This window comes from Alistipes sp. AF48-12, from assembly GCF_003477565.1.
Taxonomy (GTDB): Bacteria; Bacteroidota; Bacteroidia; order Bacteroidales; family Rikenellaceae; genus Alistipes_A; species Alistipes_A hominis.
In genome coordinates this window covers 125,152-146,791 of the sequence record NZ_QUDJ01000001.1, presented here as the reverse complement: position 1 = coordinate 146,791, position 21,640 = coordinate 125,152, and the positions used below count along the sequence as shown (strand labels likewise).

The window sequence follows — 21,640 nt, the reverse complement described above, 5'->3', positions numbered from 1 at the left end:
AAACCAATTTAAATTCCATAATTATGAAACATTGTATACTTTTTGCAGCAGCGATCATCGCATGTTTCTTTTCGGAGGGCTGCAGGCCCAGGTGCTGAAGAACAATGCGAAACCCGATGTGCTTTTTATCAACCGCCGGGGGACCGAAGTGGACACGATGTCGGCGACCCAGGTGATCGATCTGTACTATTCGACGATCGAAAAGGGGTTTCGCCAGACCGGTCTGCCCAAGTTCATCATTTCGGGTAAAGACCAGAAGATGATCTTCGGTATCGGCGGTAACGTGAACACGCGTCTTTCGTACGATTTCGACGGGATCGCCAACGATCTCGATTTCGTAACGTCGGCCATTCCCGTGCCGAATTCGCCGAAACAACGTCAGCAGTTCCAGCTCGATCCGTCGACTTCTACCCTGTATTTCAAGGCGATCGCCCATGCCGGCAAGCTCGGGCCGATCGTCGGTTACATTCAGGCCGATTTCCGGGAATCGAATAACCTGGGGTTCAGTCTGAATATGGCTTATATCGAACTGGCCGGATTCTCGATCGGACGCCGTTTCACGACGTTCTGCGACCTCGGGGCATCGCCTTCGACGGTAGACTTCGAAGGGCCGAACGGCTATCCGATGGTGTATAACACGATGATCCGTTATACCCGGAAGTTCAACGATCACTGGTCGATGGCGGTCGCCGCCGAAATGCCGAATCTCAGCGCGTCGCTGGCGAGCGATATGAGTTCGATCCCGCAGCGGATGCCCGATTTCCCGCTCTATTTCCAGTATAGCTGGAACAAAGGGCGGAGCCACTTGCGCGCATCGGCCATTTTCCGCGATATGTTCTATTACGACGACCAGTCGGACGCCACCAAATCGGTTTTCGGATGGGGAACCCAGTTGAGCGGCTCGATCCAGGCCGGCAAACGACTGACGACCTACATGCAGTTCCTCTACGGCGAAGGGATCGCGGCCTATATTCAGGATATAGCCGGCACGGGACTCGACCTGGTGGTCAATCCCAAACGGGCGAACAGCCTGCAGGCGCTGCCGATGATGAGCTGGATCGCCGGGGCCCAGTACATGTTCTCTTCGAAATGGTTGGCCACCGCGGCTTACAGCGGCGTGAAGGTTTTCAGCCGGAACGACTACCGCGACGCGAATACTTATCAGATAGCCAATTACTTGTCGGTGAATCTGTTCTATAACCTGACCGAAAGTTGTCAATTGGGAGCCGCTTACCTTTACGGAACGCGCCGGAACATGGACAAGGAGCAGGGGCACGCCAACCGCGTTCAGGCGATCGTGCAGTATAATTTCTAAATCTTATTTAATTAGCGACGAAGGTTATGCTGAAAATACAAACGGGACGGGGTACGATTCCCCTGAATGTACTGGTGGCAATCTGGTCGGTTTCGGCGGTGGTTTCCCTGCCGGGATTGGCCATATCGCCGATTCTGGGCGATCTGGATAAAATTTTCAAACACGCGACCGATCTCGAAATCCAGATGCTTACCTCGCTACCGTCGTTGCTGATCATTCCGTTCGTCCTGCTGGCCGGTAAGCTGTCGGTGAGCAGGAACAAGCTGCTGATTCTTTACACGGGACTCGCGTTGTTCTGCATCAGCGGTTTTTTCAGCCTGTTCGCAAAGAACATCGTGCTGTTGATTTTTATCAACTGCGTGCTCGGGGTGGGAGCCGGGATGGTGATCCCGCTGTCGACCGGACTGATCGCAGACCATTTCACCGGAGCCTACCGTACCCGTCAGCTTGGGATCAGTTCGTCGATCAGCAACGTTACGCTGGTGCTCGCCACGTCGCTGACCGGCTGGCTGGCGACGGTCGACTGGCATTACCCGTTTCTGGTCTACCTGTTGCCCGGAGTCGCGCTGCTGATGACGCTTTCGTTGCGGAAATACAAGCCGGATCGGGGGGAGGCCGCGACGATACCTGCGGTTCCCGCTTCTCCGACGGATGCGGCTATCGGGGCTGTAAAATGGTTGCCCGGGATCGACGTGCCGCGGCTCGTAGGATTGATGCTGCTCTATTTTTTGGCTACTTACGTCGTACTCGTGGTCACGTTCAACCTGCCTTTCCTGATGCAGCACTATACGCTGAGCAGTTCGGCTTCCGGCGTGATGATTTCGCTTTTTTTCCTGGCGATCATGCTGCCCGGTCTGTTTATCACCTGGATTATCCGCAAATTGAAGAATGCGACCGTTTTCCTGCCGCTGCTGCTGATTTGCGCCGGGCTGCTGCTAATCTACCTGTTCAAATACGAGTGGACGATCGGGTTGGGATGTTTCGTCGCGGGGATCGGCTACGGGGTTATCCAGCCGCTGGTTTACGACAAGAGCGTCCGGACGGCCGATTCGAAAAATACGACGCTGGCGCTGGCGCTGGTGATGTCGGTCAATTACCTGGCGATCCTGCTGTGCCCTTTTATCGTCGATCTGCTGACCGGGCTGTTCGGGAAGTCCGGTTCGGCCGATTTCCCGTTCGTGCTGAACGCTGCGATCGTGCTGTTGATGGCGGTCGTCGGCTACCGGTACCGGGAAAGTTACGTTTTCGGAGCTCCCGATTTCAGCGAATGAAGCGAAATATGGGATCTAAAAAAAGAGGAAGCCTTGCGCTTCCTCTTTTTTGAAAATGGATAGAAAGATTATTTCGTTTCGCTGATTCCTACGGCATATACCGGATCGAGACCTCCCGATACGGTGATGTTGACGGCATCTCCTCCATTGATGGTGAGACCTACGTTCATGTTATCCGTAGTCTGGTCGATCGAGTTGATCGGGAATCCTCTGGTAAGCCCGATGCTGATCAGTTTTTCGCAGACTTCGTCTTGGGTGAAAGAGGCAGTGCCGGAAACGAAGAATCCGGCCAGGTTGGCATCGGAGGGTTCCCCGTGATATGCGAAGAAACATTGCGTTTTCTTTGTGGTGGTGTGCGGCGCAACCGACGTGTATCCGTTCGGCGCTCCCGGATTCAGGTAGAATCCGTTACCGGTGAATCCTTCGACTACAGGCCAGGGATTCTCTTTCGTGTCGAAGTTAAAGAACGTGTCGCCGTCCCAGTCGCCGGTATAGTGTGCCCAGTTGCCGTTAGTCTGTTTGGCGAACATCGGGCCCTGAGGGCCTTTTACAACGACCTGAGAGGCGTGGAATGCGTTCTGGAGGTTGGGCGTTCCCGACACCAGGATGGTGTTTTCATCCGCATAATCCGCTTTGTAATCCGCAAAGGGAACGGCGTCTTTTCCCAGGTGGTAGGTCGTGAAATCGGACCCTTTTTTCCACATGACCACGTAAGAATTGGTCTCGGGGATTTCATAGACTGCGATCGTAGCGGGAATATCTTTGCCGTTAAACCGGTTGAGACGTACCCAATCGGCCGGAATGTCTTTTCCGGTAATGTCCTTCGGGTTGAATCCTTCCACAACGGGAAGATCCGCGCCCAGGCAGGTTACGCCGTAGGATACCTCGTTTCCGTATTTATCCGACAGTTTGATCGCGGTGTTTTCGCTCGACAGATTCATCGTGGCCGGCGATGCCGACGGATTTACCAACGTTGCGTTTTCGGAGATGTCGATCGTTACTTCGATGGCCGATTTGTCGATCTGGGTCGTTCCGAAGTCGATCAGGATCTTTCGGGTCGCTTGATCGACTTTTCCGTTGACCGTCGTGCCGTCGTAGGATGCCTGGAGCGATTTTACGAGCGTATCGACTACGGCGGTTACCTGATACGGAACCGTGAAATCGTTCATAACGACGTCGACCGTGGCGGGATCCTTCAGATTCAGCGTTTTGCTTACGGCGCCGCTCTCGTTATCTATCGTTGCGCCTTCGATCAGCGTGAAGGTTACCGGAATGGCCTTTACATCCACCGGTCTGGTATAATACAGTTCGATGGCTGCATTTTCTTTGTCGAAGCTTATTTTGGAGACATTGTCCGATTCGACTTTTGAGATCAGTTCGGTAGGAGTCGCTTTGACCGATACGCCTGCCGACATGCCGCCGTCTTTGTAGTCTGCGATGATCGTTACGGTGTATTCGGTGCCGTTGGCCAATTCGTCGATAACCGCTGAAACGGCTTGTGGGTCGGCAACTTTGATCGGTTCCATTTCACCCGGCGCAACGGTAATCGTATAACCCGACAATTCGGCTTTCGGAACGATTTCCGGAACGGCCCATGTCAGCGTGATCGCCTTATAGCCCGCCTGGGCTGCTACGTCCGTGCAGGCTGTGTAGTTGATCGCTTCGGTTTTCGGCGTTTTCTTGACCGTAAGGGCGTCGGACGATCCTGACGCGTAGACGGCTTTCACCGAAAAAGTGTATTCGGTGTCGTTGGTCAGTCCGGTCGCCGTGTATGCCATGCCGCTTACCGTAGCGCTGCCGTTGCCCGGAGTCCAGGTTACGGAGTACTCTTTCACCTCGCCGCTCAAAGGAGCGTCCCAGTTCAGGATGACCTGCCCGTCGCCGGCCAGTCCGACAAGGTTTCTCGGAGCCAGCAACGGGTCGCCGTCCGATTTGTCGTCGTCCTTGCACGATGAAAACATCAGTGCCGGAATCAAAAACAACCATGCACTCAGTTTTAGGTAATTTTTCATAATCAGTGTGTTTTAGTTAAACAAAATAGGATATTGGTTTTATTTCGATGTGTTCGTTCCGTGCTGTTTACGAACTATAAAATAGTTATTGATAATAGACATAATTAATGAAAATTTTCTTTCGGACCAAATTAAATAAAAAAAATAAAACGAACAAGAGAATGTAAAAAAATGAGATTAATTTAGATCGGGGCCGGTTCGCGTGGCGTTTCCGTAAGGCGGACGGATCGGTTTTGTTTGTTTTCCGATGGGTTATTCTTCGCTGATTGCGCGGAGTTGTTCGCGGTACGCGGCCAGAATGCGCGATTTGGAAATGAATCCGAGGTATTTCTTATCGGTCGTAACGACCGGCAACATCCAGGCTTTGGAATCTTCGAAAGCGTCCAGTACGCTGCCGATCTGCTCGTTCTGGTAGATCAGGTCGGGCGGCGCGATCATGTAGCGGTCGATCGTCGTCCCGTATTTTTCCGGAGAGAACATATCGGCCCGCAGGTCGTCCAGTTGAACGATGCCCAGCAGGGTGCCGTCTTTGCTGACCACCGGGAAAATGTTCCGGTGGACGGTAGAGATAAGGTTCACGACGTCGCCGAGCGTCGTGTTCATCGAGATTTTGTAGAAATCGGTCTCCATCAAGGCGGGCAGATCGAGGAATACCAGTACCGAACGGTCTTTGTTGTGGGTCAGCAGTTCGCCGCTTTGCGACAGCTTTTTCGTGTAGATCGAATAGGGTTCGAGGTAGTAGTCCAGCGCGAAAGAGAGCGCGGCGACCAGCATCAGCGGGACGAACAACGCGTAGCCGTTGGTCAGTTCGGCGATCAAGAAGATCGACGTCAACGGGGCGTTCATTACGCCCGACATGACTCCTGCCATGCCCACCAGCGTAAACGGAATGATCGGTAGTTCGAGTCCGAAAAAATAGTTCAGCCCATAGACCATCGTCGCGCCGGTGAAAGCGCCTACGAACAGCGACGGGGCGAACGAGCCGCCGACCCCTCCGGCTCCGTTGGTGGCCGACATCGCGACCACCTTGAAAAACAGCGTGGCGATCAGGTACAGCATGACGACCCAGCCGATGCCCCGGTATTGGAAAAACATCGAGTTGTTGAACAGCGCATCGACGTTTCCGTGCATCAGATCGGCCAGCGATTCGTACCCTTCGCCGTAAAGCGGCGGAAACAGGAAGATCAGGACGCCGATGATCAGGCCGCCCGCGATCCAACGGCGGTACATGCTTTTGATCCGGGCGAACAATTGCCCGATTTTCGAGTTGATCTGTGTGAAATAGTACGACATCAGCCCGCATATCAGGCCCAGGACGATGTAGTACGGCAGGTGTTCCAGTTCGAACGAGTGCAGGATATTGAGGTTGAAAACCGGATCGAAACCGTTCAGGAAAAACATCAGCGTCGTGGCGGTCACGGCCGAAATCAGCAGCGGGATGATCGATGCGACGGTGATGTCGAGCATCAGTATCTCCAACACGAAGACGACTCCGGTGATCGGCGCCTTGAATACGGCCGACAGGGCCGCCGCCGCGCCGCAACTCAGCAGCAGCGTGATGTTCTTGTAATTGAGTCGCATGAAGCGGGCGATATTCGATCCGACGGCCGCTCCGGTCAGTACGATCGGCGCCTCCGGGCCGACCGAACCGCCGAAACCGATCGTCGCCGAACTCGCGACGATCGACGAATAGCAGTTGTGCGGCTTGATGCGCGACCCTTTTTTGCTCATCGCGTACAGTACGCGGGTCACTCCTTCGCTGATGTTGTCGCGCACGACGTACTTGACGAACAGTGTGGCGATGATGATTCCGATGACCGGATAGAACAGGTAGAAAACGCTGGCCGTGTCGATGTCGAACCAGCTGGTCAGCACGAAGCGGAAAAACATCAGCGCCCGTTCGAATACGAACGTAGCAAACCCCGCCGCCAGACCGACCACGATCGCGAGCAGAATCATCAACTGTTTATCGGTCAGCCGCTTGGTAGCGATGATCAGGTAGCGGTACAGCAGCGCTATTTTGTTTCTCAGCTTAGGCATGGCCGTCGCAGAGTTTAAGGGATTGCGGTTTAGAACGGTTTGATACCCATGATCCGGCGAACGTCCGACAGCGTCCGGCTCGAACTTTCGCGGGCCTTTTCGGCGCCCTGTTTGACGACCCGGCTCAAGTAGGCGTCGTCGCCGATAATGTCTTGGATGCGGGTGCGGATCGGGGCCACGACCTTGATCATGTCTTCGGCGAGCTGTTTTTTCAGGTCGCCGTAGCGGATCTCGCAGCGGTTCCACAGGTTGGTGAAATGCCGTACCGTATCTTCGGTCGAAACGGCTTTCAGCAGCGTGAACAGGTTGGCGATCACCTCCGGCATCGGACTGTCCGGCGCGGTCGGGCCCGAATCGGTCACGGCTTTCATTACTTTTTTACGAATCGCCTCGTCCGTGTCGGATAGGAAAATACCGTTGCCCTCCGATTTGCCCATTTTGCCGTTTCCGTCCAGTCCGGGGATTTTTACCAGGTTGCCGCCGAACGTGTAAGGCTGGCATTCCGGGAAAAATTCGACCTGGTAAAGCTGGTTGAACCGGCGTGCAAACCGGCGTGTCAGTTCGAGGTGTTGCTCCTGATCCTTGCCTACCGGTACGCGGGTGGCGCGATGCTGCAGGATGTCGGCGGCCATCAATACCGGGTAACTCAGCAGACCGATGTTGACGTTGTCGGCGTGCTTGCGGATCTTGTCTTTGAACGAAGCGGTGCGTTCCAGCTCGCCGACATAGGCGTGCATACTCAGCAGCAGCGACAGTTCGGCTACTTCGGGAACGTCGCTCTGCACGTAGATCGTGGCAGCCTCCGGATCGAGCCCTGCGGCAAGGTATTCCGACAGCACGTTCTTGACGTTGACGTGCAGCATGTTGGGATCCGGATGCGTCGTCAGCGAATGGTAGTCGGCGATGAAGAAAAAGCACCGTTCCGTGTGCTGCATTTTGACAAAGTTCCTGAGCGCCCCGAAATAGTTTCCGAGGTGCAAGTTTCCGGTAGACCGTATTCCACTGACAACAGTTTCCATAATTAAACGTTTGGCGCAACGCGCCGTTTATCGACAACAGATTCGGTTGAATGCGAATGTGTTGTCCGGATTCGACATGCCGGGAATCGGTGAATCCCGGAGATTTCAGCAGACAAATTTACGAATTTTACCCTAAAACAGGCAGCTTTCCGGCAAAATAGATAAAGGATATATCGGAAAATGGATTACTTTTGTCCGAAGTAATCTAATGAAATCCAGCGAATGAATACCTATTGGCGGCTGCTCGGCTTTGCGAAACCCATCGAAAAGTACGCGATCCCTTATTTTTTCTACACGCTTTTTTACACGATATTCTATACGTTCACCTTCATGCTGATCATGCCGTTGCTCAACACGTTGTTCGTTGAGGACCAACTGCTCGAGCCGGTGACCGCGCTGCCGTCGTTCGCGTTGAATACGGATTATTTCAGGAGCCTCGTCAACTTTTTGATATACCGTGTCTTCGGAACCGATTATTCGAAAATGGACGTGCTGATTTTCCTCAGCGTATTCATCATCCTGATGTCGTTTCTGAGCAACCTGTTCCGTTATCTCGGACAGCGCGTGATGGAGACCATGCGCGTGCGTTCGTTGCAGCGGCTCCGCAACCGGGTGTACGATAACGTGATGGGGTTGCATGTCGGTTATTTCAACAACGAGCGCAAGGGGGACATCATTTCGAAAATTTCGTCCGATGTGCAGGTCGTGCAGTTCTGCATCACCAATACGCTGCTGGTTGCGTTCCGCGATCCGTTCATGATCGTCGGTTTCCTGATCGCGTTGGTGATGATTTCGTGGAAGCTGACGATTTTTTCGGTGATTTTCCTGCCGGTCGTGGCGCTGGTGATCGGTTCGATCGTCAAGCGGCTGCGCAAGTCGGCTACGGCTGCGCAGGAACGTTTTGCCGATATGGTCAGCCTGATGGACGAATCGCTGACCGGGATCAAAATCCTCAAAGGGTACAATGCGACCGACTATATCCGCAATAAGTTTCACGATATCAACGGTCTTTTCTCGCGGATCTCGCTGAGCATGGCGCGGCGGCAGCAATTGGCGTCGCCGACGAGCGAGTTTCTCGGGATTTCCGCGGCGGCGGTGTTGATGGTCTACGGCGGCAGCCTGGTGTTGTCGGGCGATCTGGAGGCGAGCGCGTTCGTCGCCTACCTGTCGATCTTTACGCAGATCACCCGGCCGTTGCGTTCGTTTACCGATTCGTTCGCCAACATCAACCAGGGGATTGCGGCCGGGGAGCGCGTGCTGGCGCTGCTCGATGAGAAAAGCAAGATCACCAATGCGCCCGATGCAGTCCGGATGACCGGACTGCACGACGAAATCGAGTTCCGCGACGTGCGTTTTTCCTACGATAATAAGGAGGTAATTTGCGGCGTTAACTTCAAAATACGGAAAGGGGAGACCGTTGCGCTGGTCGGTCCGTCCGGCGGAGGCAAATCGACGCTTTCGGATCTGATCCCGCGCTTTTACGACATACAGGGCGGCGCGATCCTGATCGACGGGGTGGATATTCGTCAGTACGACATCGAAAGTTTGCGGGAGTATATGGGCGTCGTGTCGCAGGAGACCATCCTGTTCAACGATACGATCGCCAACAACCTGCGGCTCGGCAAGCAGGACGCCACCGACGAAGAGATCCGCCAGGCGGCCGTCGTGGCCAATGCGCATAATTTCATCATGGAGACCGAGCACGGCTATCAGACCAACATCGGCGACCGGGGCATGAAGCTTTCCGGCGGCCAGCGCCAGCGGTTGAGCATCGCGCGGGCCGTGTTGAAAAATCCGGAAATACTGATTCTCGACGAAGCGACCTCGGCATTGGATACCGAGTCCGAAAAACTGGTGCAGGAGCTTTGAACGCCTTACTGAAAGGGCGCACTTCGCTGGTGATCGCCCACCGTCTGAGCACGATCCACAACGCCGACCGGATCATCGTGATCGAAAAGGGCCGGATCGCCGAACAGGGGACTCACCAACAACTGATGGAACGGCACGGCATCTATGCCCGGCTGATCGAGATGCAGCAGGTCGAGGAGTAAAATTCCCGCGCGGCTTCGCTTACGGGTTGCCGCGTTGTTTTCAATTTGAAAATCGTTTTTCCGTGCGTGCGGAGTCGCTATTTGTCGATCCCGTCGCGCGAGCGTACGCCCTGCCGGTAATAGTGTTTTATTTCGCGCATTTCGGTTACCAGGTCGGCCCGGTCGATCAGTTCCTGCGGGGCGTAACGGCCCGTGATGACGATCTCGGCGGACGGATGGCGGCGGTCCAACGCTTCGAGCACTTCCCGGACGGTCAGCAATCCGTAGTGCAGGGCGATGGTCAGTTCGTCGAGTATCACTACGTCGTAGTCGCCGCCGGCCATCAGCGCGGCGCATTTGTCCAGTCCTTCGCGGGCCATCCGGATATCGGTCTGTTCCGGCTCCTCGCGAATAAAACAGCCGCGACCCAGTTGCTCGATCCGGAGTTTGTCGAACATTTCCGCTATTTTCGTTTCGTGATAGGCCATGCTTTTGACGAACTGTCCGACGTAGACGCTTTTTCCGGCGCAGAGCGCCCGTACCGCGAGCCCGAAAGCGGCCGTCGTTTTTCCTTTCCCGTCCCCGGTGTACACATGGATGTATCCTTTGTTGCCCATGATCGTCGTGTTTTTACAAAAATACGGTTTATTGCGGGGAAAGCGGCGGACGGTACGGAAAAAAGCCCCGGAACGGAGGTTCCGGAGCTTGTCGTTTTGCGGCGGGAGCCGTTATTTCAGCGGTTGCAGCTTTTTATGCGTGAATGCGATGTGCCCCGGAATGTCGCCCGTGGTGGCCGACCATTTGGTGCGTCCGTCGGAACCGTAGCAATAGATCTTTCCGGGCGTTATATAGTCTTTCGCATCGGTGACGAAAAAGTCTCCGTTGTCCGGGTTGACCGCGATTTCATAGGCTGCGGTATAATTTTTATCCGTTCCGTCCTTGATGAAATTCTGCCCGGCGTCTTTTTTCGTCCGGGTGTCTATGAAAGTGAACGAATAGGCGCTTTTTCCGGTGGTCATGTCCCAGGTGGCGCTGTACAGTAGCAGCGAGTCGCCGCGCAGGGCCATGTTGGCGTTCGGCACTTCGAGCGTGTCGGTCACTTTGTCCGTTTTCGTGTCGATCACGAAAGTCCGCGACGGGATGTCGTAGTAGTTCCCCGGGGTCGACACCCAGAGGTTGCCCGAACGGTCGAGCCTCATCTTCTGTATGTTGATCGCTACGTTGATTTTGTAAATCTCCTTGAATGTGCTCAGGTCGATCACCGAAACCGTGCTGTCGTAGACCGGAGCCCGGTATCCGCCGGAGTTGGCAACGTAAAGTTTGTTGCCGGAGACGACGATGTCTTCGGGCTGATAGCCGACCACGCAGGTATCGACTTTCCCGAGTTGCGCCGTGTCGATCCGGGCCACATAACCCTTCCGGGCGTTCGGATCGAAATTAAGCGGGCCTGCGTAGGAGCTGATGTAGACGTACTGATCTTTGAATGCGAGTCGGCGGCCGCTCGGAACGGAGATCTGCCCCACGTGCTTGGCCGTGTTGACATCCATTACTTCGACCAGTCCCGAACCGCCGATCACGGCATACAGTTTTTCGCCGTAAACCTGCAGGTCGTTGCCCAGGTCGCCCAATTCCTTGACTACGCCCGGGTTCGCTCGGGGTAGATGTTTTTTGTGTAGACGCCCGTTTCGTAGTCGAAATAGTCGAGCGAGGCCTTGTTGCTGCCTTGATTGCCTTCGTTCAGCAGGAAGAATCCTTTCACCGTACCGGCGGTCTCTCCCTCTCCGCCGCCCGAACCGGACGAAGGGGTGCCCGTTTCTTCTTTCCGGCAGGAGTTGAGGCTGCAGACGGCTGCGCTGAGCAGCAAAAGCAGCAGGGATTTTGTCAAATGTTTTTTCATAACGTAAAGTTTATTTTGATTTTAAAATTCGTGCCCGGCATCGGGTAACATTGTACGACTTCGTATTGCTGGTTGAAGATGTTGTTCACTTCGGCGGTGATGCGCAGCGCCGTTTTTTTGAACGGGATGTATTTCGAGAGCGCCATGTCGTGCGTATACCACGGCCGCGCGTAGTTTTCGGGGATGTTCGCGACGGATTCGTAGCGTTCTCCGGTGTAAAGGAAGCTGTAATTCAGATCCCATCCCCGGTAGCCGAGATTCAGTACGGCGGAACCGCTGTGCCACGGGATATAGGGGATTTGGCCGCCGTACCATTCGCTCGTCCGGTCGGTGACGTCCTGGGCTTTCTGGTAAGTGTAGTTCAGCCGGGCGTTGAAGGTTACCGGACCGAACAGCCAGTTGGTCTGCACGGTCGTTTCGATCCCTCGTATTTCCACGCGACCGAGGTTGATCATCGTCCACTGGAACTGGTTGCTGGTGGGCATGGCGACGATCTTGTCGTCCACTTCGTTGTAGTAGGCGTCCGCCTGGAAGTCGATCCGCCGCAGGATGCCGTCGAAATTTTTCGCATAGGTGACGCCGAGGTTGTATTGGGTGGTGTATTCCGGGTTCAGGTATTTGTTGCCGATGAACGTGTAGTACAGGTCGTTCAGCGTAGGCATCCGGAAAATCCGTTTGTAGAATGCGCGGAAACTCAGCTCCGGCCGACTCCACGGTTTGTACCAGACTACGAAGGTGGGCGTGAATTCGCTTTTGTCGCCGGCGCTTCCCCCGACGGCTTCCGTCCGGTCGTGGACATAAGTGTGCAGCAGGCTTGCCTGCACTTTGACCCGGGGAAATTCGAACGAGGTCGCCGCGGCCGTCAGTACTGAATAGCGCTGCGGATAGACGAAATCGACCAAGTCGGCGTCCAGCGTGTTCCATTGGAAATCGGCGGCGAGGTTGGCTTTCCACCATTTGAAAAACGTAAATTCGTTGGCTGCCGATAAATACGTCTCCTGCTGGTAGTAGTGGTTGTTGACATACATCGTGCTCTCGTCGAGGCGCGGATCGGACAGGTAGTGCAGGTAATCGTAGGCGTACTTGCCGTTCAGCAACAGACTGTAAAACGGACTGAAGGTTTTCCGGAAAGAACCCTGTACGAAAAAGTTGTCGTCCCACTGCCGGTCTTCGTGCCGGAACCGTCCGGGTTCCTGTCGCACCGAAGCGCCCGGGTAGCCCCGTTCCGAGTTGTAAAAGTAGACTTTCGCTTTCCATTCGCCGTTGCGTACCAGGCCGAAAAGGCCGCCTTCGGCCCGTAGGGCGCGCACGTCGCCGTTGCGGCGCACTTCAGTCGTGTCGTATCCGTTTTTTTTCGTGTAGCTGAACTTGTAGCGGCCCGTGGTGTACAGGTATTCGACGTTGAACGAACTGCTGAGCCGGTCGTTGAACCGGTGTTCCCACAGGATCGACGGGTTGGCCGTGCCGAAAGAGCCGGTTTTCATCGACACGCCGAAATGGTTGTTTTTTCCGTCTCGGTCGAAACGGGGCGTTCGCGTCTGCATGTAAATCGAACCGGCCGATGCGAAATCTTTAGCCGGCTGGAATACCGCGCTTTTCTGCCCGTTGTACAGCGAAATGGATTCCATGTTGTCCAGCGAAAAGCGTCCCAGGTCGATCTGCCCGTTCTGTGCGTTGCCGAGTTGGATGCCGTCGAAGAAAACGCCGACGTGCTGGGTGCCCATGCTACGGATATTGATGGTTTTGAGTCCTCCGATTCCGCCGTAATCCTTGATCTGCACCCCGGAAAAATAGCGTACCGCATCGGCGACCGACAGGGCGTTGAGTCGCTGCAGTTCTTTGCCGGAGAGTTCCTGGGCGGGGATAATCCGGGACGGTTGGTTCTGTCCGTATACGGTCACCTCGTCGATGCTGTAATGGCGTAGGCTGTCCGGATACGCTTTGCGTGTCAGGCTGTCGGAGCCGTTCTGCGAATAAAGCGCCGCCGGTGTCAGGCAACACATAAACAGGAAGAGATAAATGGGAGGAATACGTTCCATGCCGCTCGTTGATCGTTAAAAAATCCAATTCGGTTTTACAGCGGGCGGCATCGTGCGCAAATAGGTCAGCCGGAAATTCCGTCGATTTTCGTCTGTTCACCGCAGACTGTAAAATCCGTAAAGCAAAGGTAGGTCTTCTGACTCGTTTCCGTTTCGGCGCCTTCCCGACTCGATGTCAGTGGCCAAGAGTGTCGAAACATTTTATTCCTTTCGGAACTGAAACTTACAGCAGCGGGGACTGTTGCCGATTCGCACGGCATTCCCTTTTAATTCCCTGATCGCGGTCGAAAGCGCGATGCGGAAACCTTTGCACGGCAAAGATAGTTTTTTTTCGGGACGATGCTGCCGGATCGTAAAAAAATGTGCGTCCGGACGTTTGGACGGTGTGCCGTCGGAGTGTTTTTCAAAAAAATACGTCCGGGATGGAAAATATATCCCGGAAAGTATTATCTTTGCATCCGCAATAGGAGAGTTGCCGGAGTGGTCGATCGGGGCAGACTCGAAATCTGTTGAACCGCTTATGTGGTTCCTGGGGTTCGAATCCCTAACTCTCCGCAAACAAGGCTGATTGTCAGCGAATTACAAGGATAGCACCCAGATTTACACCCTAAAATGTAAGTTTGGGTGTTTTCTTTTTTCTCCGTTAAGGACACAAATGAGGGGGCATAGGGCCGTCTCTGCGATTGCGTATGCGAAAATACTATTATACCCCCTGCGGCTTGCAGCCGCAGGGGGTACAACGGAAACGGATGCCCGGCCGCTCCGCTCTCTTGTTATTCTCGAACGGGGCGGACGTCGAAACTCTCGCCGCGCAAGCGTGTATCACTCAACGGCGAAGCACGATCTTTATTCCAGGCCAGGGAATACGGTACTATACGGATGGCCACGTAATATATTACGACGGATATACATACGGTTACTGGACGGGACAAGCGACTGCGACCCATTCTGGGCGTCAGTTCATGATAAGCAAAAATGGAATCAGCCCGAGCCCTTCAAGTGGGAAAAGCTGGGGCTTCTCCGTCCGGCCCGTGAAAGAATAGCCGCTCTGCGGCAGGGCTATCCGTTTTCGTTGTACCCCCTGCGGCTGCAAGCCGCAGGGGGTATAATAGTATTTTCGCATACGCAATCGCAGGGATGACCCTATGACTTGCGGGGTGGAAACGGCTCGTCATACGAAAATCAATCCAATAACTTATAAATTATCAATCCGATACGATCCATTCCACAGGAAAGGGGGTTGTTCTTATGTGAAGCGTGCGCAACACGTAATTAGTCACGGAGTACAACAACCCGAAAAACAGAAACTGAATGGATTTCCTCATACTTACAAAAAACGAATTTTTCCGTCTGATCAATGACGGAGCCGACGCCCGCACCATAACGCCGTCGGTATATAACGAGTTCATCAAAGAGGTTTGCACCGTATGCTGCGCTCCGCCATCCCAGCGGCATCACCTTATCTTCACGCTCGCCTATATCGAAAAGGAACTGGGCTGTCTGCACGAGATTCACAAGGCGGAATCTTCCCATACAATTCCTATCCGCAAAGCCCTGACGTTCGTGCGTCGGATGTTTCGATACCTCCAAACCCAGACGCCTCCGCTGTCGGCGCAAAAATCCGATATTCCGGACACGCCTTTCCGCTGGACGGGTAGTCTCGTCGAGTTGGTGGAGATCATCTATGCGTTCGACGAGATCGGCTGTATCAACGACGGAGAGAACGACATCAAGGAGCTGGCTGCGTTTTTCGGTCAGATATTCGGGCTGGAAATAAAGGACAGCCATTGCTATAACGCCTATACGGACATCAAACGCTGCAAGAGCGAGAGCCGCACCTATTTCCTCGACAAGCTGCGTGAGCGGCTGAACCTGCTCATGCAGCGCGATGAGGAGAAAGAACGGGCGAGGCGGTAACCTTACCGATAAACGGGAGAACATACGGCGTTCTTCCGTTAATTTATGTATTTTTGTCGTAAAATCATTCGGCAACAATGAAAAAAGACGATATTACCGCTTTATATACCCCTGATTTCATACAAGAGATCAAGCGGATCGTAACCAATGCCCGCCAAAAGGCATACGCCGCGATCAACTCGGCGATGGTCGAGGCTTATTGGCAGATGGGCAAGCGGATCGTGGAGCAGGAACAGCAGGGAAAAGACCGCGCGGATTACGGCTCGCAGTTGTTAAAATCCCTGTCGAAAGAGCTTACGGCAGAGTTCGGCAAGGGGTTTCCCGTCAACTCGTTGTACTATTTCCGTCAGTTCTATCTTGCCTTTCCCGAAAAACTCCCCACAGCGTGGGGAATTTTGACGTGTCACATTACAAGCGTCTGTTGAGCGTTTCCAATGCCGATGCCCGCGCATGGTATCTGAAAGAGGCCGCCGAACAGATGTGGAGCTACCGCACGCTCGACCGCAATATAGGGTCGCAGTATTACGAGCGGTTGCTGCTCTCGCAGCATAAGGAAAACGTAACAGCCGAAATGCGGACGCTGACAAAACCGTTCGAGCATGACCGGATGGAGTTCATCAAGAACCCGACCGTCGCGGAGTTCATAGGCCTTACGCCCAACAGCGACTTTTCGGAAACGGAGCTGGAGGGAGCCATCATCGGCAATCTGCAAAAATTCCTGCTCGAATTGGGTAAGGGCTTCTCGTTCGTCGCACGGCAGAAATTAGTCCGCACCGAAAAGAAAGACTACTTCATCGACCTCGTTTTCTACAACTACATACTCAAATCGTTCGTACTGATCGACCTCAAGACGACGACCATCACGCACCAAGACGTAGGACAGATGGATATGTATGTGCGGATGTACGACGAACGGGTGCGCGGCGAGGGCGACAACCCGACCATCGGCATCGTTCTCTGCTCGGAAACGGATGAGGACATCGCACGCTATTCCGTGTTGCACGACAACGACCGGCTGTTCGCCTCGAAATACATGCTCTATATGCCGACCGAAGAGGAGCTACGCGAGGAGATCGAACGGCAAAAGGAGTTCTATCGGTTACAACACTAAAATCGGATTATAACATATTAAATAATATTTATCATGGCATTTACTCGTGCACTTTATTATCCTACAATTGATATTTCCAATGAGGCATGGCTTAAAACAGCTATCTTGTATTGGGATGAAATTAATACTATTGTACCATCATCAATAGACCATCCATATAAACAATGTACCACCCAATTTTTAGCAGATGAAGGGGTGATAAAACCTCTTTTCGTTAATTCCGACATGGATTTAATAGAGGGATTAACGAATGATGTATTAAATTACTTAAATAGTAATGAGGGATACCAAGTTTTGACTCATCCCGAAAATGGAATTGCAATGCATCTCCAAAAATTGCCGAGAGAAATTCGAGAAATTCACCGAATTCATCCGGAGAAAATGGCTCATGAAATATGGTATCAACTACGAGAGTATATGGATAAAGATGGTTGGCTTCATGTAAGTGGAGGTTTTGCCAATTTTTATATGACATTACTCACAAATCGACTATGCGAGCAGCATAGCATTGCACCTCTAACAGACAATACTCACACATCTAATTTTAGTAATTTAGCAAGGCTTGATAACCAAGTAGCAATATACAATCATTGGGATTATCAGTGGAGAGATCGTCATATTCGTAATAGAGGGCATCAATTAGCTCAAGGTATTCTTATGGATTTATCCTTTAATGGAATAACTATATCGGATGAGGTTTCGATTGATGATATTCTTAAATTTAAAAGACAACATCAAGATGAATTAGGATTGTTTAGAATGAATATCGAAAGTCTTACCAGAAATATTCCAGTCGATGCAACAATAGAACAGATACGGCAACAAGTCAGTGATATATATGTAAATCAATTTTTGCCGGGATATAATAATCTAAAAAAGTCTCTGAATGGAGCAGGTATAAAAACGTTTGTCAATAATCTTATGAAAATATCGTTTTTCTCAACAGGTGCAACTACTATACCTGCAGCTTTGTTGGGAATATCTATCCCCTCTGCATTATTAGCAGGTGCAGGTATTTCTGTCATATCTACATTAATTTCCTATAATATAGATAAACAAGACGTTTTGAGAAATAGTCCATATTCGTATTTACTATCAATGAATAACGGAATATAAAAGAATCCTCGCTGAGTTAGCAGCGAGGATTCTTTTATAAATTACGTCTGTTGTAACAGGTGCACCAGCGCCGGATCGCTCTTGATGCGTTCCAGTTCGTCGGCGACGATTTGCCGCACGTCGGCTTTGATGCGATTGTAGTTTTCCTGTATCATCTCTTTCATGCGGTCGTTGCCCTCCTCGTCCGTAAAATCGGTAATGATGGGAATCTTCTTGTAGGCTTTCTCCTCCTGCTTCACCTTTTCGGCATCCTCGACGATTTCGCAATGAAAAACGCATCTATATACTTTAATGTACCAATCAAAACACATTTATCATTATTAGCTTTAGGTTTAAGTCGTAATACAGTAATAACCCTATCTGAGAAATATATTACGAATACGCATATGTCTCAAAGTGAAAGCTTGACATGGCTTAGACAGTTAGACTTGGAAGCATTGGATATATCCCCCATAATGAGAGAAGATATTCATAGAATACTATAAAAAATCTTTTTTGAATGAGAAGAATATGTGTCAATCAAATATTTTTGTTATCTTTGTAACGTGATGAAAAAACGGGCAGACAAGAAGAAGCCATTAGGCGACTATGACAGACAAGATACCGTTACTAATTCGTTACAAACGTACTTTTTGAAATAATTATCACCTTGATAATAAGGGATCTGGGGGTGTTGGTTCATAACCCTATCTCTCCGCAGTATGATTTATCGATAAACAGAGACTCCGCATGATCCGGTCGATCGTGCGGATGTTTTTTATGATTCCGTTCAGGAATTTTCCCGCTTTTTGCGTTGTAAATCGTAACAGTCGTAGACGGAAGCGCTTATATGCCGACATGTAAGCGCTTCCGTCTATGTTGAAATCGGCCGGGGGAGGCAGACCTGCCGCCGTTTTATTCCTTAAGGCGGATAGGCCGTCTATTTTCGGTCTCCTTCGCGGTTCCTGACTGCACGTTCGAATACTTCCCGGTCGTATTTCCAGTCGTCGTTGCGGTACCGTATCTTCCAGCGGAGCGAACGGAGATATTGTTGCTCTTTTTTCTTTCCTGCATTGGTGAACCAGAGCTTCAGTCCTATGCTGGCCCTGCCTTTTTTAGAGACGATCATACCCGTGCAATGCGTGTAGCCCTTTTTGAACGGATCGTCCACCGGCAGGGTGTACAGGAACACCGAGTCGGCATTGAACCACCTCCGGGCTTTGCCGCCCGAAACGATCGTTACGTAGGTTTCGAAATCTTCCCGGGTGAACACTTTCCCTTCCACCGGGTTGAAAAAGCCTTCCGTATAGCCGTAGGCCGCTTTCAATTCGCCGGTTATCAAGAGGCGGGGATAGTTGTCGTTCGTGAGCAGCTCGTTCGTTGGCGGCGACTTTTCTAACTTTCTCATGGTTTGGTCTATCTCGATCTCGCCCTCGGTTCTGTAAATTAAAAAGCTCATGTACATCAAAATGAACTCCCCGTTCTCGGATTCGAGTACGGGAGCATATGCAGTTCCCGAGCGGTGTCCTCTTCGGATCCACTGTCCCGCCAGCGTATCCAAATCGATCATATGCCTGGGCCGGGCCCAGACGATATCGAATGCAGCGGCACTGAATTCGGCTCTTTTCTCAAAAGATTCCGGGGATATCGCTGCCGTTCGCTGCTGTGCACAAACTACCGACGGGAACAGAAATAGGGCGAGTATCGTTAGGCGTTTCATAAAAGCAGTGTTTTAATTTCGACTTTCGGATCGTACCCTACCGTACGCTCGTACGCTGTTGGCTTCGAAAACGTCGGTGACCTCTTTTCTGTGAACCATGATAGGAGTTCCGTCGTTTGTATTTTGGGTATCTTTTATGTAAACCCAATTAATGTCGGCTTTGACCGCCGGGGCTGCATGTCCTCCCGAATTCGCCATCTTGGTTGCCACGAGATAGACGTTTCCCGAACCTTGCGAATATTGGTAAGAATGCGAAATGTCGCTTACGGACACTCTGGTGCCTTTTGCGTAATTGGCCGGAAAATACTTACCAGATCGGAATCGCCGAGTCCAGCCACTGCACGCGGCGGGTTAGGAAGTCCTTGGCGTACTGCACTTCGTTTTCCCAGGTTCCCAGCGTGATGACTTCGACGCTGACCGGCGTGTTGAGGATGTTCCACTTCGTGAAGTTGGCCCGCTGCGATACGGAGATCTTCTGAGCCGTCTCGTTGATGTAGGCGTAGAGCTGCGGCAGGTATTCGCTTTTAAGCGTTTTCCAGCGCTCTTTGACCAGTCCTGCGAAGTAGGGATCCTGCATCAGCCGGTCGAAATAGAGCGAACGTTGTACCAGGACGTCGTGGCGGGCCGGTTCGGTATAGTTCCAGCCGATGCCGAGCGACCACTCGAAGTCCCAGACCGGCGACATGCCGAGTTTGGTGTCCGGCTGCGCGTTCTTTTTGAAGAAGTAGTAGTTCGTATCTTTGTTGCACAGGGTTTCCTGTACCAAGTACCAGTTCACCCAACTGTCTACGTCGATGTATTTGCGGTATCCCTCTTCCGGGTCCATGAAATTCTGCGAATAGAGCACATATTCGAATTTATTGACGTAATCTTTGATGTAGGCGACCTGTTGCTGCGTGATGTCGTCCGTATCGGGATGCTTGAACGTGAACGGGTTGCCGCGGTCGGTCATAAAGTACAGCGGTTCCTGCTGGTAATAGCCGTCCCGTTCGATCAGGTAGCCGTCGTCATCGGCGTTCAGCCGGTTTTTGGAAACTTTCACGTGTTCGCCGAGCAGGTAGTTGCCCTCGTAACGCCCGTTCAGGAACAGTTCCACGAATTCGGTGCGGGGCGTCCACGGCATCGACATCAGCTCGCTCAATTTGAATGCGATGCTGGTGCGCAGCAGCGATTTGTCGCAGTAGTTGGCCAGCAATACCCACTCTTTGTCGGACGGCATACCCAGAATCTCGGATTTTTCGTCCAGCTTGATCTTGTACGGCTTTTTCGGATACCCGAACGTGGCGTTGCCCCGGCCCCGGATACGCATGGCGCCTTCGTATCCGGCTTTGAAATCGGCGGTTTTGCTAATCGTCAGCGTTCCGTTGACGTAGTTCTCTTTCGACGTGATTGCCGCACGCTGGTCGGTTTCGACCGTAACGACCGGCAGACCGGTGAAATTGAACAGGTTGACTTTGTATTCGGCGGACGTTCCCTTGCTGTCCGTAACCGTATAGACGACCTCTTTCGTGAAGTCGTTCGCCGTGACGCCCGACTGCTGCGAAACCTTGCCGACGGAGATCCGGTCGAAACGGCCCAAGAAGGTCGGAACGAGTTTGTCGATGTCCGTCACGTAGGGTATCAGGCCCGAAATCGATGTTCCGTCGATCGTGCATTCGACATCCGACAGTAGGTACAGCGGGTTTTTGGCCGCTTCGAAAACGAACGACGTGATCGCCGGGCCGGACTCCGCCCCTTCGAAACAGGATATGTTGACTTTATAGTCGACCGTTTGTCCGATGCTATCCATGACCGTATAGACGACCTCTTTCGTGAAATCGTTTTCCGAAACGCCCGATTGCTGAACCGTATGGTTTACCGAGATCTGAGCGAACCGGCCTTTGAAGGACGGAACGAGCTTGTCGAGGTCGGTCGCGTAGGGGATCAGCCCCGAAATTTCGTTCCCGTCGATCGCGCATTTGATGTCCATGATCAGCGTTTGCGGATTCCGGGCGGCTTCGAATACGAAGGCGGTAATCGCCGGTTGGGTGGCCGGCGAGTCGGGCCGGCCGTTTTCGTCGTTGTCTTTGCAGCCTGACAGCAGCGCGACGCATGTGGCGAAAAGGAGTAGCTGTTTTTTCATAAACGGTAAAGTTTTAGGTGGATTCGGATGTCCGGGTGTCGCCGGACGGTAA

At 52.5% G+C, this 21,640-nt stretch carries 13 protein-coding genes, 1 tRNA gene, 3 pseudogenes and 1 riboswitch; of the genes and pseudogenes, 8 read left to right on the top strand and 9 right to left on the bottom strand.

Going from position 1 to position 21,640, the window contains the following annotated elements; translation table 11 throughout:
- The first annotated feature begins 61 nt into the window (after positions 1–61).
- Both DW082_RS00710 and DW082_RS00705 read left to right on the top strand, forming a co-directional pair.
- Positions 62–1,315, top strand: a complete 1,254-nt coding sequence (locus tag DW082_RS00710) for a DcaP family trimeric outer membrane transporter (protein WP_118456967.1) — start codon at positions 62–64, stop codon at positions 1,313–1,315.
- 29 nt (positions 1,316–1,344) lie between these two features.
- Entirely contained in the window at positions 1,345–2,586 is a 1,242-nt protein-coding gene (locus DW082_RS00705) for an MFS transporter (RefSeq protein ID WP_101572418.1), read from the top strand.
- A 68-nt stretch (positions 2,587–2,654) separates the two neighbouring features.
- On the opposite strand, the gene DW082_RS00700 is transcribed toward DW082_RS00705, so the two are convergent.
- From DW082_RS00700 to trpS, 3 genes are all read right to left on the bottom strand, one after another.
- Entirely contained in the window at positions 2,655–4,598 is a 1,944-nt protein-coding gene (locus tag DW082_RS00700; RefSeq protein ID WP_118456899.1) for a fibronectin type III domain-containing protein, read from the bottom strand.
- Positions 4,599–4,850: 252 nt separating this feature from the next.
- Positions 4,851–6,638: a chloride channel protein gene (locus DW082_RS00695; RefSeq protein WP_101572215.1), complete on the bottom strand. Its 1,788-nt coding sequence runs from the start codon at positions 6,636–6,638 to the stop codon at positions 4,851–4,853.
- 29 nt (positions 6,639–6,667) lie between these two features.
- Positions 6,668–7,657 carry a tryptophan--tRNA ligase gene (trpS, locus tag DW082_RS00690; protein WP_118456897.1) on the bottom strand — a complete coding sequence of 330 codons (990 nt, stop codon included), beginning with the start codon at positions 7,655–7,657 and terminating at the stop codon, positions 6,668–6,670.
- 222 nt (positions 7,658–7,879) lie between these two features.
- Here trpS and DW082_RS00685 point away from each other — a divergent pair.
- A pseudogene (locus DW082_RS00685) lies at positions 7,880–9,708 on the top strand (ABC transporter ATP-binding protein).
- Positions 9,709–9,785: 77 nt separating this feature from the next.
- On the opposite strand, the gene cobO reads toward DW082_RS00685, so the two are convergent.
- From cobO to DW082_RS00670, 3 genes and pseudogenes are all read right to left on the bottom strand, one after another.
- Entirely contained in the window at positions 9,786–10,304 is a 519-nt protein-coding gene (gene cobO / locus DW082_RS00680; RefSeq protein ID WP_101572219.1) for a cob(I)yrinic acid a,c-diamide adenosyltransferase, read from the bottom strand.
- A gap of 111 nt (positions 10,305–10,415) precedes the next feature.
- Positions 10,416–11,560 (bottom strand): annotated as a pseudogene (locus DW082_RS00675) (YncE family protein).
- 20 nt (positions 11,561–11,580) lie between these two features.
- A complete protein-coding gene (locus tag DW082_RS00670; protein ID WP_118456965.1) occupies positions 11,581–13,587 on the bottom strand; it encodes a TonB-dependent receptor in 2,007 nt (668 codons plus the stop codon).
- Positions 13,588–13,732: 145 nt separating this feature from the next.
- Positions 13,733–13,947, bottom strand: a riboswitch (cobalamin riboswitch).
- A gap of 142 nt (positions 13,948–14,089) precedes the next feature.
- Here DW082_RS00670 and DW082_RS00665 point away from each other — a divergent pair.
- The 5 genes from DW082_RS00665 (at position 14,090) to DW082_RS14215 (ending at position 17,767) form a co-directional block, all read left to right on the top strand.
- Positions 14,090–14,178 (top strand) — tRNA-Ser (locus DW082_RS00665).
- A 756-nt stretch (positions 14,179–14,934) separates the two neighbouring features.
- Positions 14,935–15,540 carry an RteC domain-containing protein gene (locus tag DW082_RS00655; protein WP_118456893.1) on the top strand — a complete coding sequence of 202 codons (606 nt, stop codon included), beginning with the start codon at positions 14,935–14,937 and terminating at the stop codon, positions 15,538–15,540.
- 77 nt (positions 15,541–15,617) lie between these two features.
- A complete protein-coding gene (locus tag DW082_RS14785; protein WP_409049062.1) occupies positions 15,618–15,965 on the top strand; it encodes a DUF1016 N-terminal domain-containing protein in 348 nt (115 codons plus the stop codon).
- Entirely contained in the window at positions 15,926–16,651 is a 726-nt protein-coding gene (locus tag DW082_RS14780; RefSeq protein WP_409049061.1) for a YhcG family protein, read from the top strand. The genes DW082_RS14785 and DW082_RS14780 overlap by 40 nt, the downstream gene beginning before the upstream one ends.
- A gap of 33 nt (positions 16,652–16,684) precedes the next feature.
- Positions 16,685–17,767 (top strand): DUF6236 family protein, encoded by a 1,083-nt coding sequence (locus DW082_RS14215; protein WP_147386937.1) that lies wholly within the window; start codon positions 16,685–16,687, stop codon positions 17,765–17,767.
- Between the two features lie 41 nt (positions 17,768–17,808).
- On the opposite strand, the pseudogene DW082_RS00645 reads toward DW082_RS14215, so the two are convergent.
- From DW082_RS00645 to DW082_RS00630, 3 genes and pseudogenes are all read right to left on the bottom strand, one after another.
- A pseudogene (locus DW082_RS00645) lies at positions 17,809–18,042 on the bottom strand (conjugal transfer protein TraG); the annotation flags it as partial.
- Between the two features lie 644 nt (positions 18,043–18,686).
- A complete protein-coding gene (locus DW082_RS00640) occupies positions 18,687–19,466 on the bottom strand; it encodes a hypothetical protein (RefSeq protein WP_147386936.1) in 780 nt (259 codons plus the stop codon).
- A gap of 307 nt (positions 19,467–19,773) precedes the next feature.
- The gene (locus tag DW082_RS00630) at positions 19,774–21,588 is read right to left on the bottom strand and encodes a CotH kinase family protein (RefSeq protein ID WP_118456887.1); all 1,815 of its coding nucleotides are present in this window, start codon (positions 21,586–21,588) and stop codon (positions 19,774–19,776) included.
- Between the last annotated feature and the right edge of the window lie 52 nt (positions 21,589–21,640).

What these genes read in the sequence shown, in the direction of transcription:
- DW082_RS00710 (WP_118456967.1), top strand. Translation starts at nt 62, where the DNA reads ATGTTTCTTTTCGGAGGGCTGCAGGCCCAGGTGCTGAAGAACAATGCG.
- DW082_RS00700 (WP_118456899.1), bottom strand. Translation starts at nt 4,598, where the DNA reads ATGAAAAATTACCTAAAACTGAGTGCATGGTTGTTTTTGATTCCGGCA.
- DW082_RS00695 (WP_101572215.1), bottom strand. Translation starts at nt 6,638, where the DNA reads ATGCCTAAGCTGAGAAACAAAATAGCGCTGCTGTACCGCTACCTGATC.
- trpS (WP_118456897.1), bottom strand. Translation starts at nt 7,657, where the DNA reads ATGGAAACTGTTGTCAGTGGAATACGGTCTACCGGAAACTTGCACCTC.
- cobO (WP_101572219.1), bottom strand. Translation starts at nt 10,304, where the DNA reads ATGGGCAACAAAGGATACATCCATGTGTACACCGGGGACGGGAAAGGA.
- DW082_RS00670 (WP_118456965.1), bottom strand. Translation starts at nt 13,587, where the DNA reads ATGTGTTGCCTGACACCGGCGGCGCTTTATTCGCAGAACGGCTCCGAC.
- DW082_RS00655 (WP_118456893.1), top strand. Translation starts at nt 14,935, where the DNA reads ATGGATTTCCTCATACTTACAAAAAACGAATTTTTCCGTCTGATCAAT.
- DW082_RS14785 (WP_409049062.1), top strand. Translation starts at nt 15,618, where the DNA reads ATGAAAAAAGACGATATTACCGCTTTATATACCCCTGATTTCATACAA.
- DW082_RS14215 (WP_147386937.1), top strand. Translation starts at nt 16,685, where the DNA reads ATGGCATTTACTCGTGCACTTTATTATCCTACAATTGATATTTCCAAT.
- DW082_RS00640 (WP_147386936.1), bottom strand. Translation starts at nt 19,466, where the DNA reads ATGAAACGCCTAACGATACTCGCCCTATTTCTGTTCCCGTCGGTAGTT.
- DW082_RS00630 (WP_118456887.1), bottom strand. Translation starts at nt 21,588, where the DNA reads ATGAAAAAACAGCTACTCCTTTTCGCCACATGCGTCGCGCTGCTGTCA.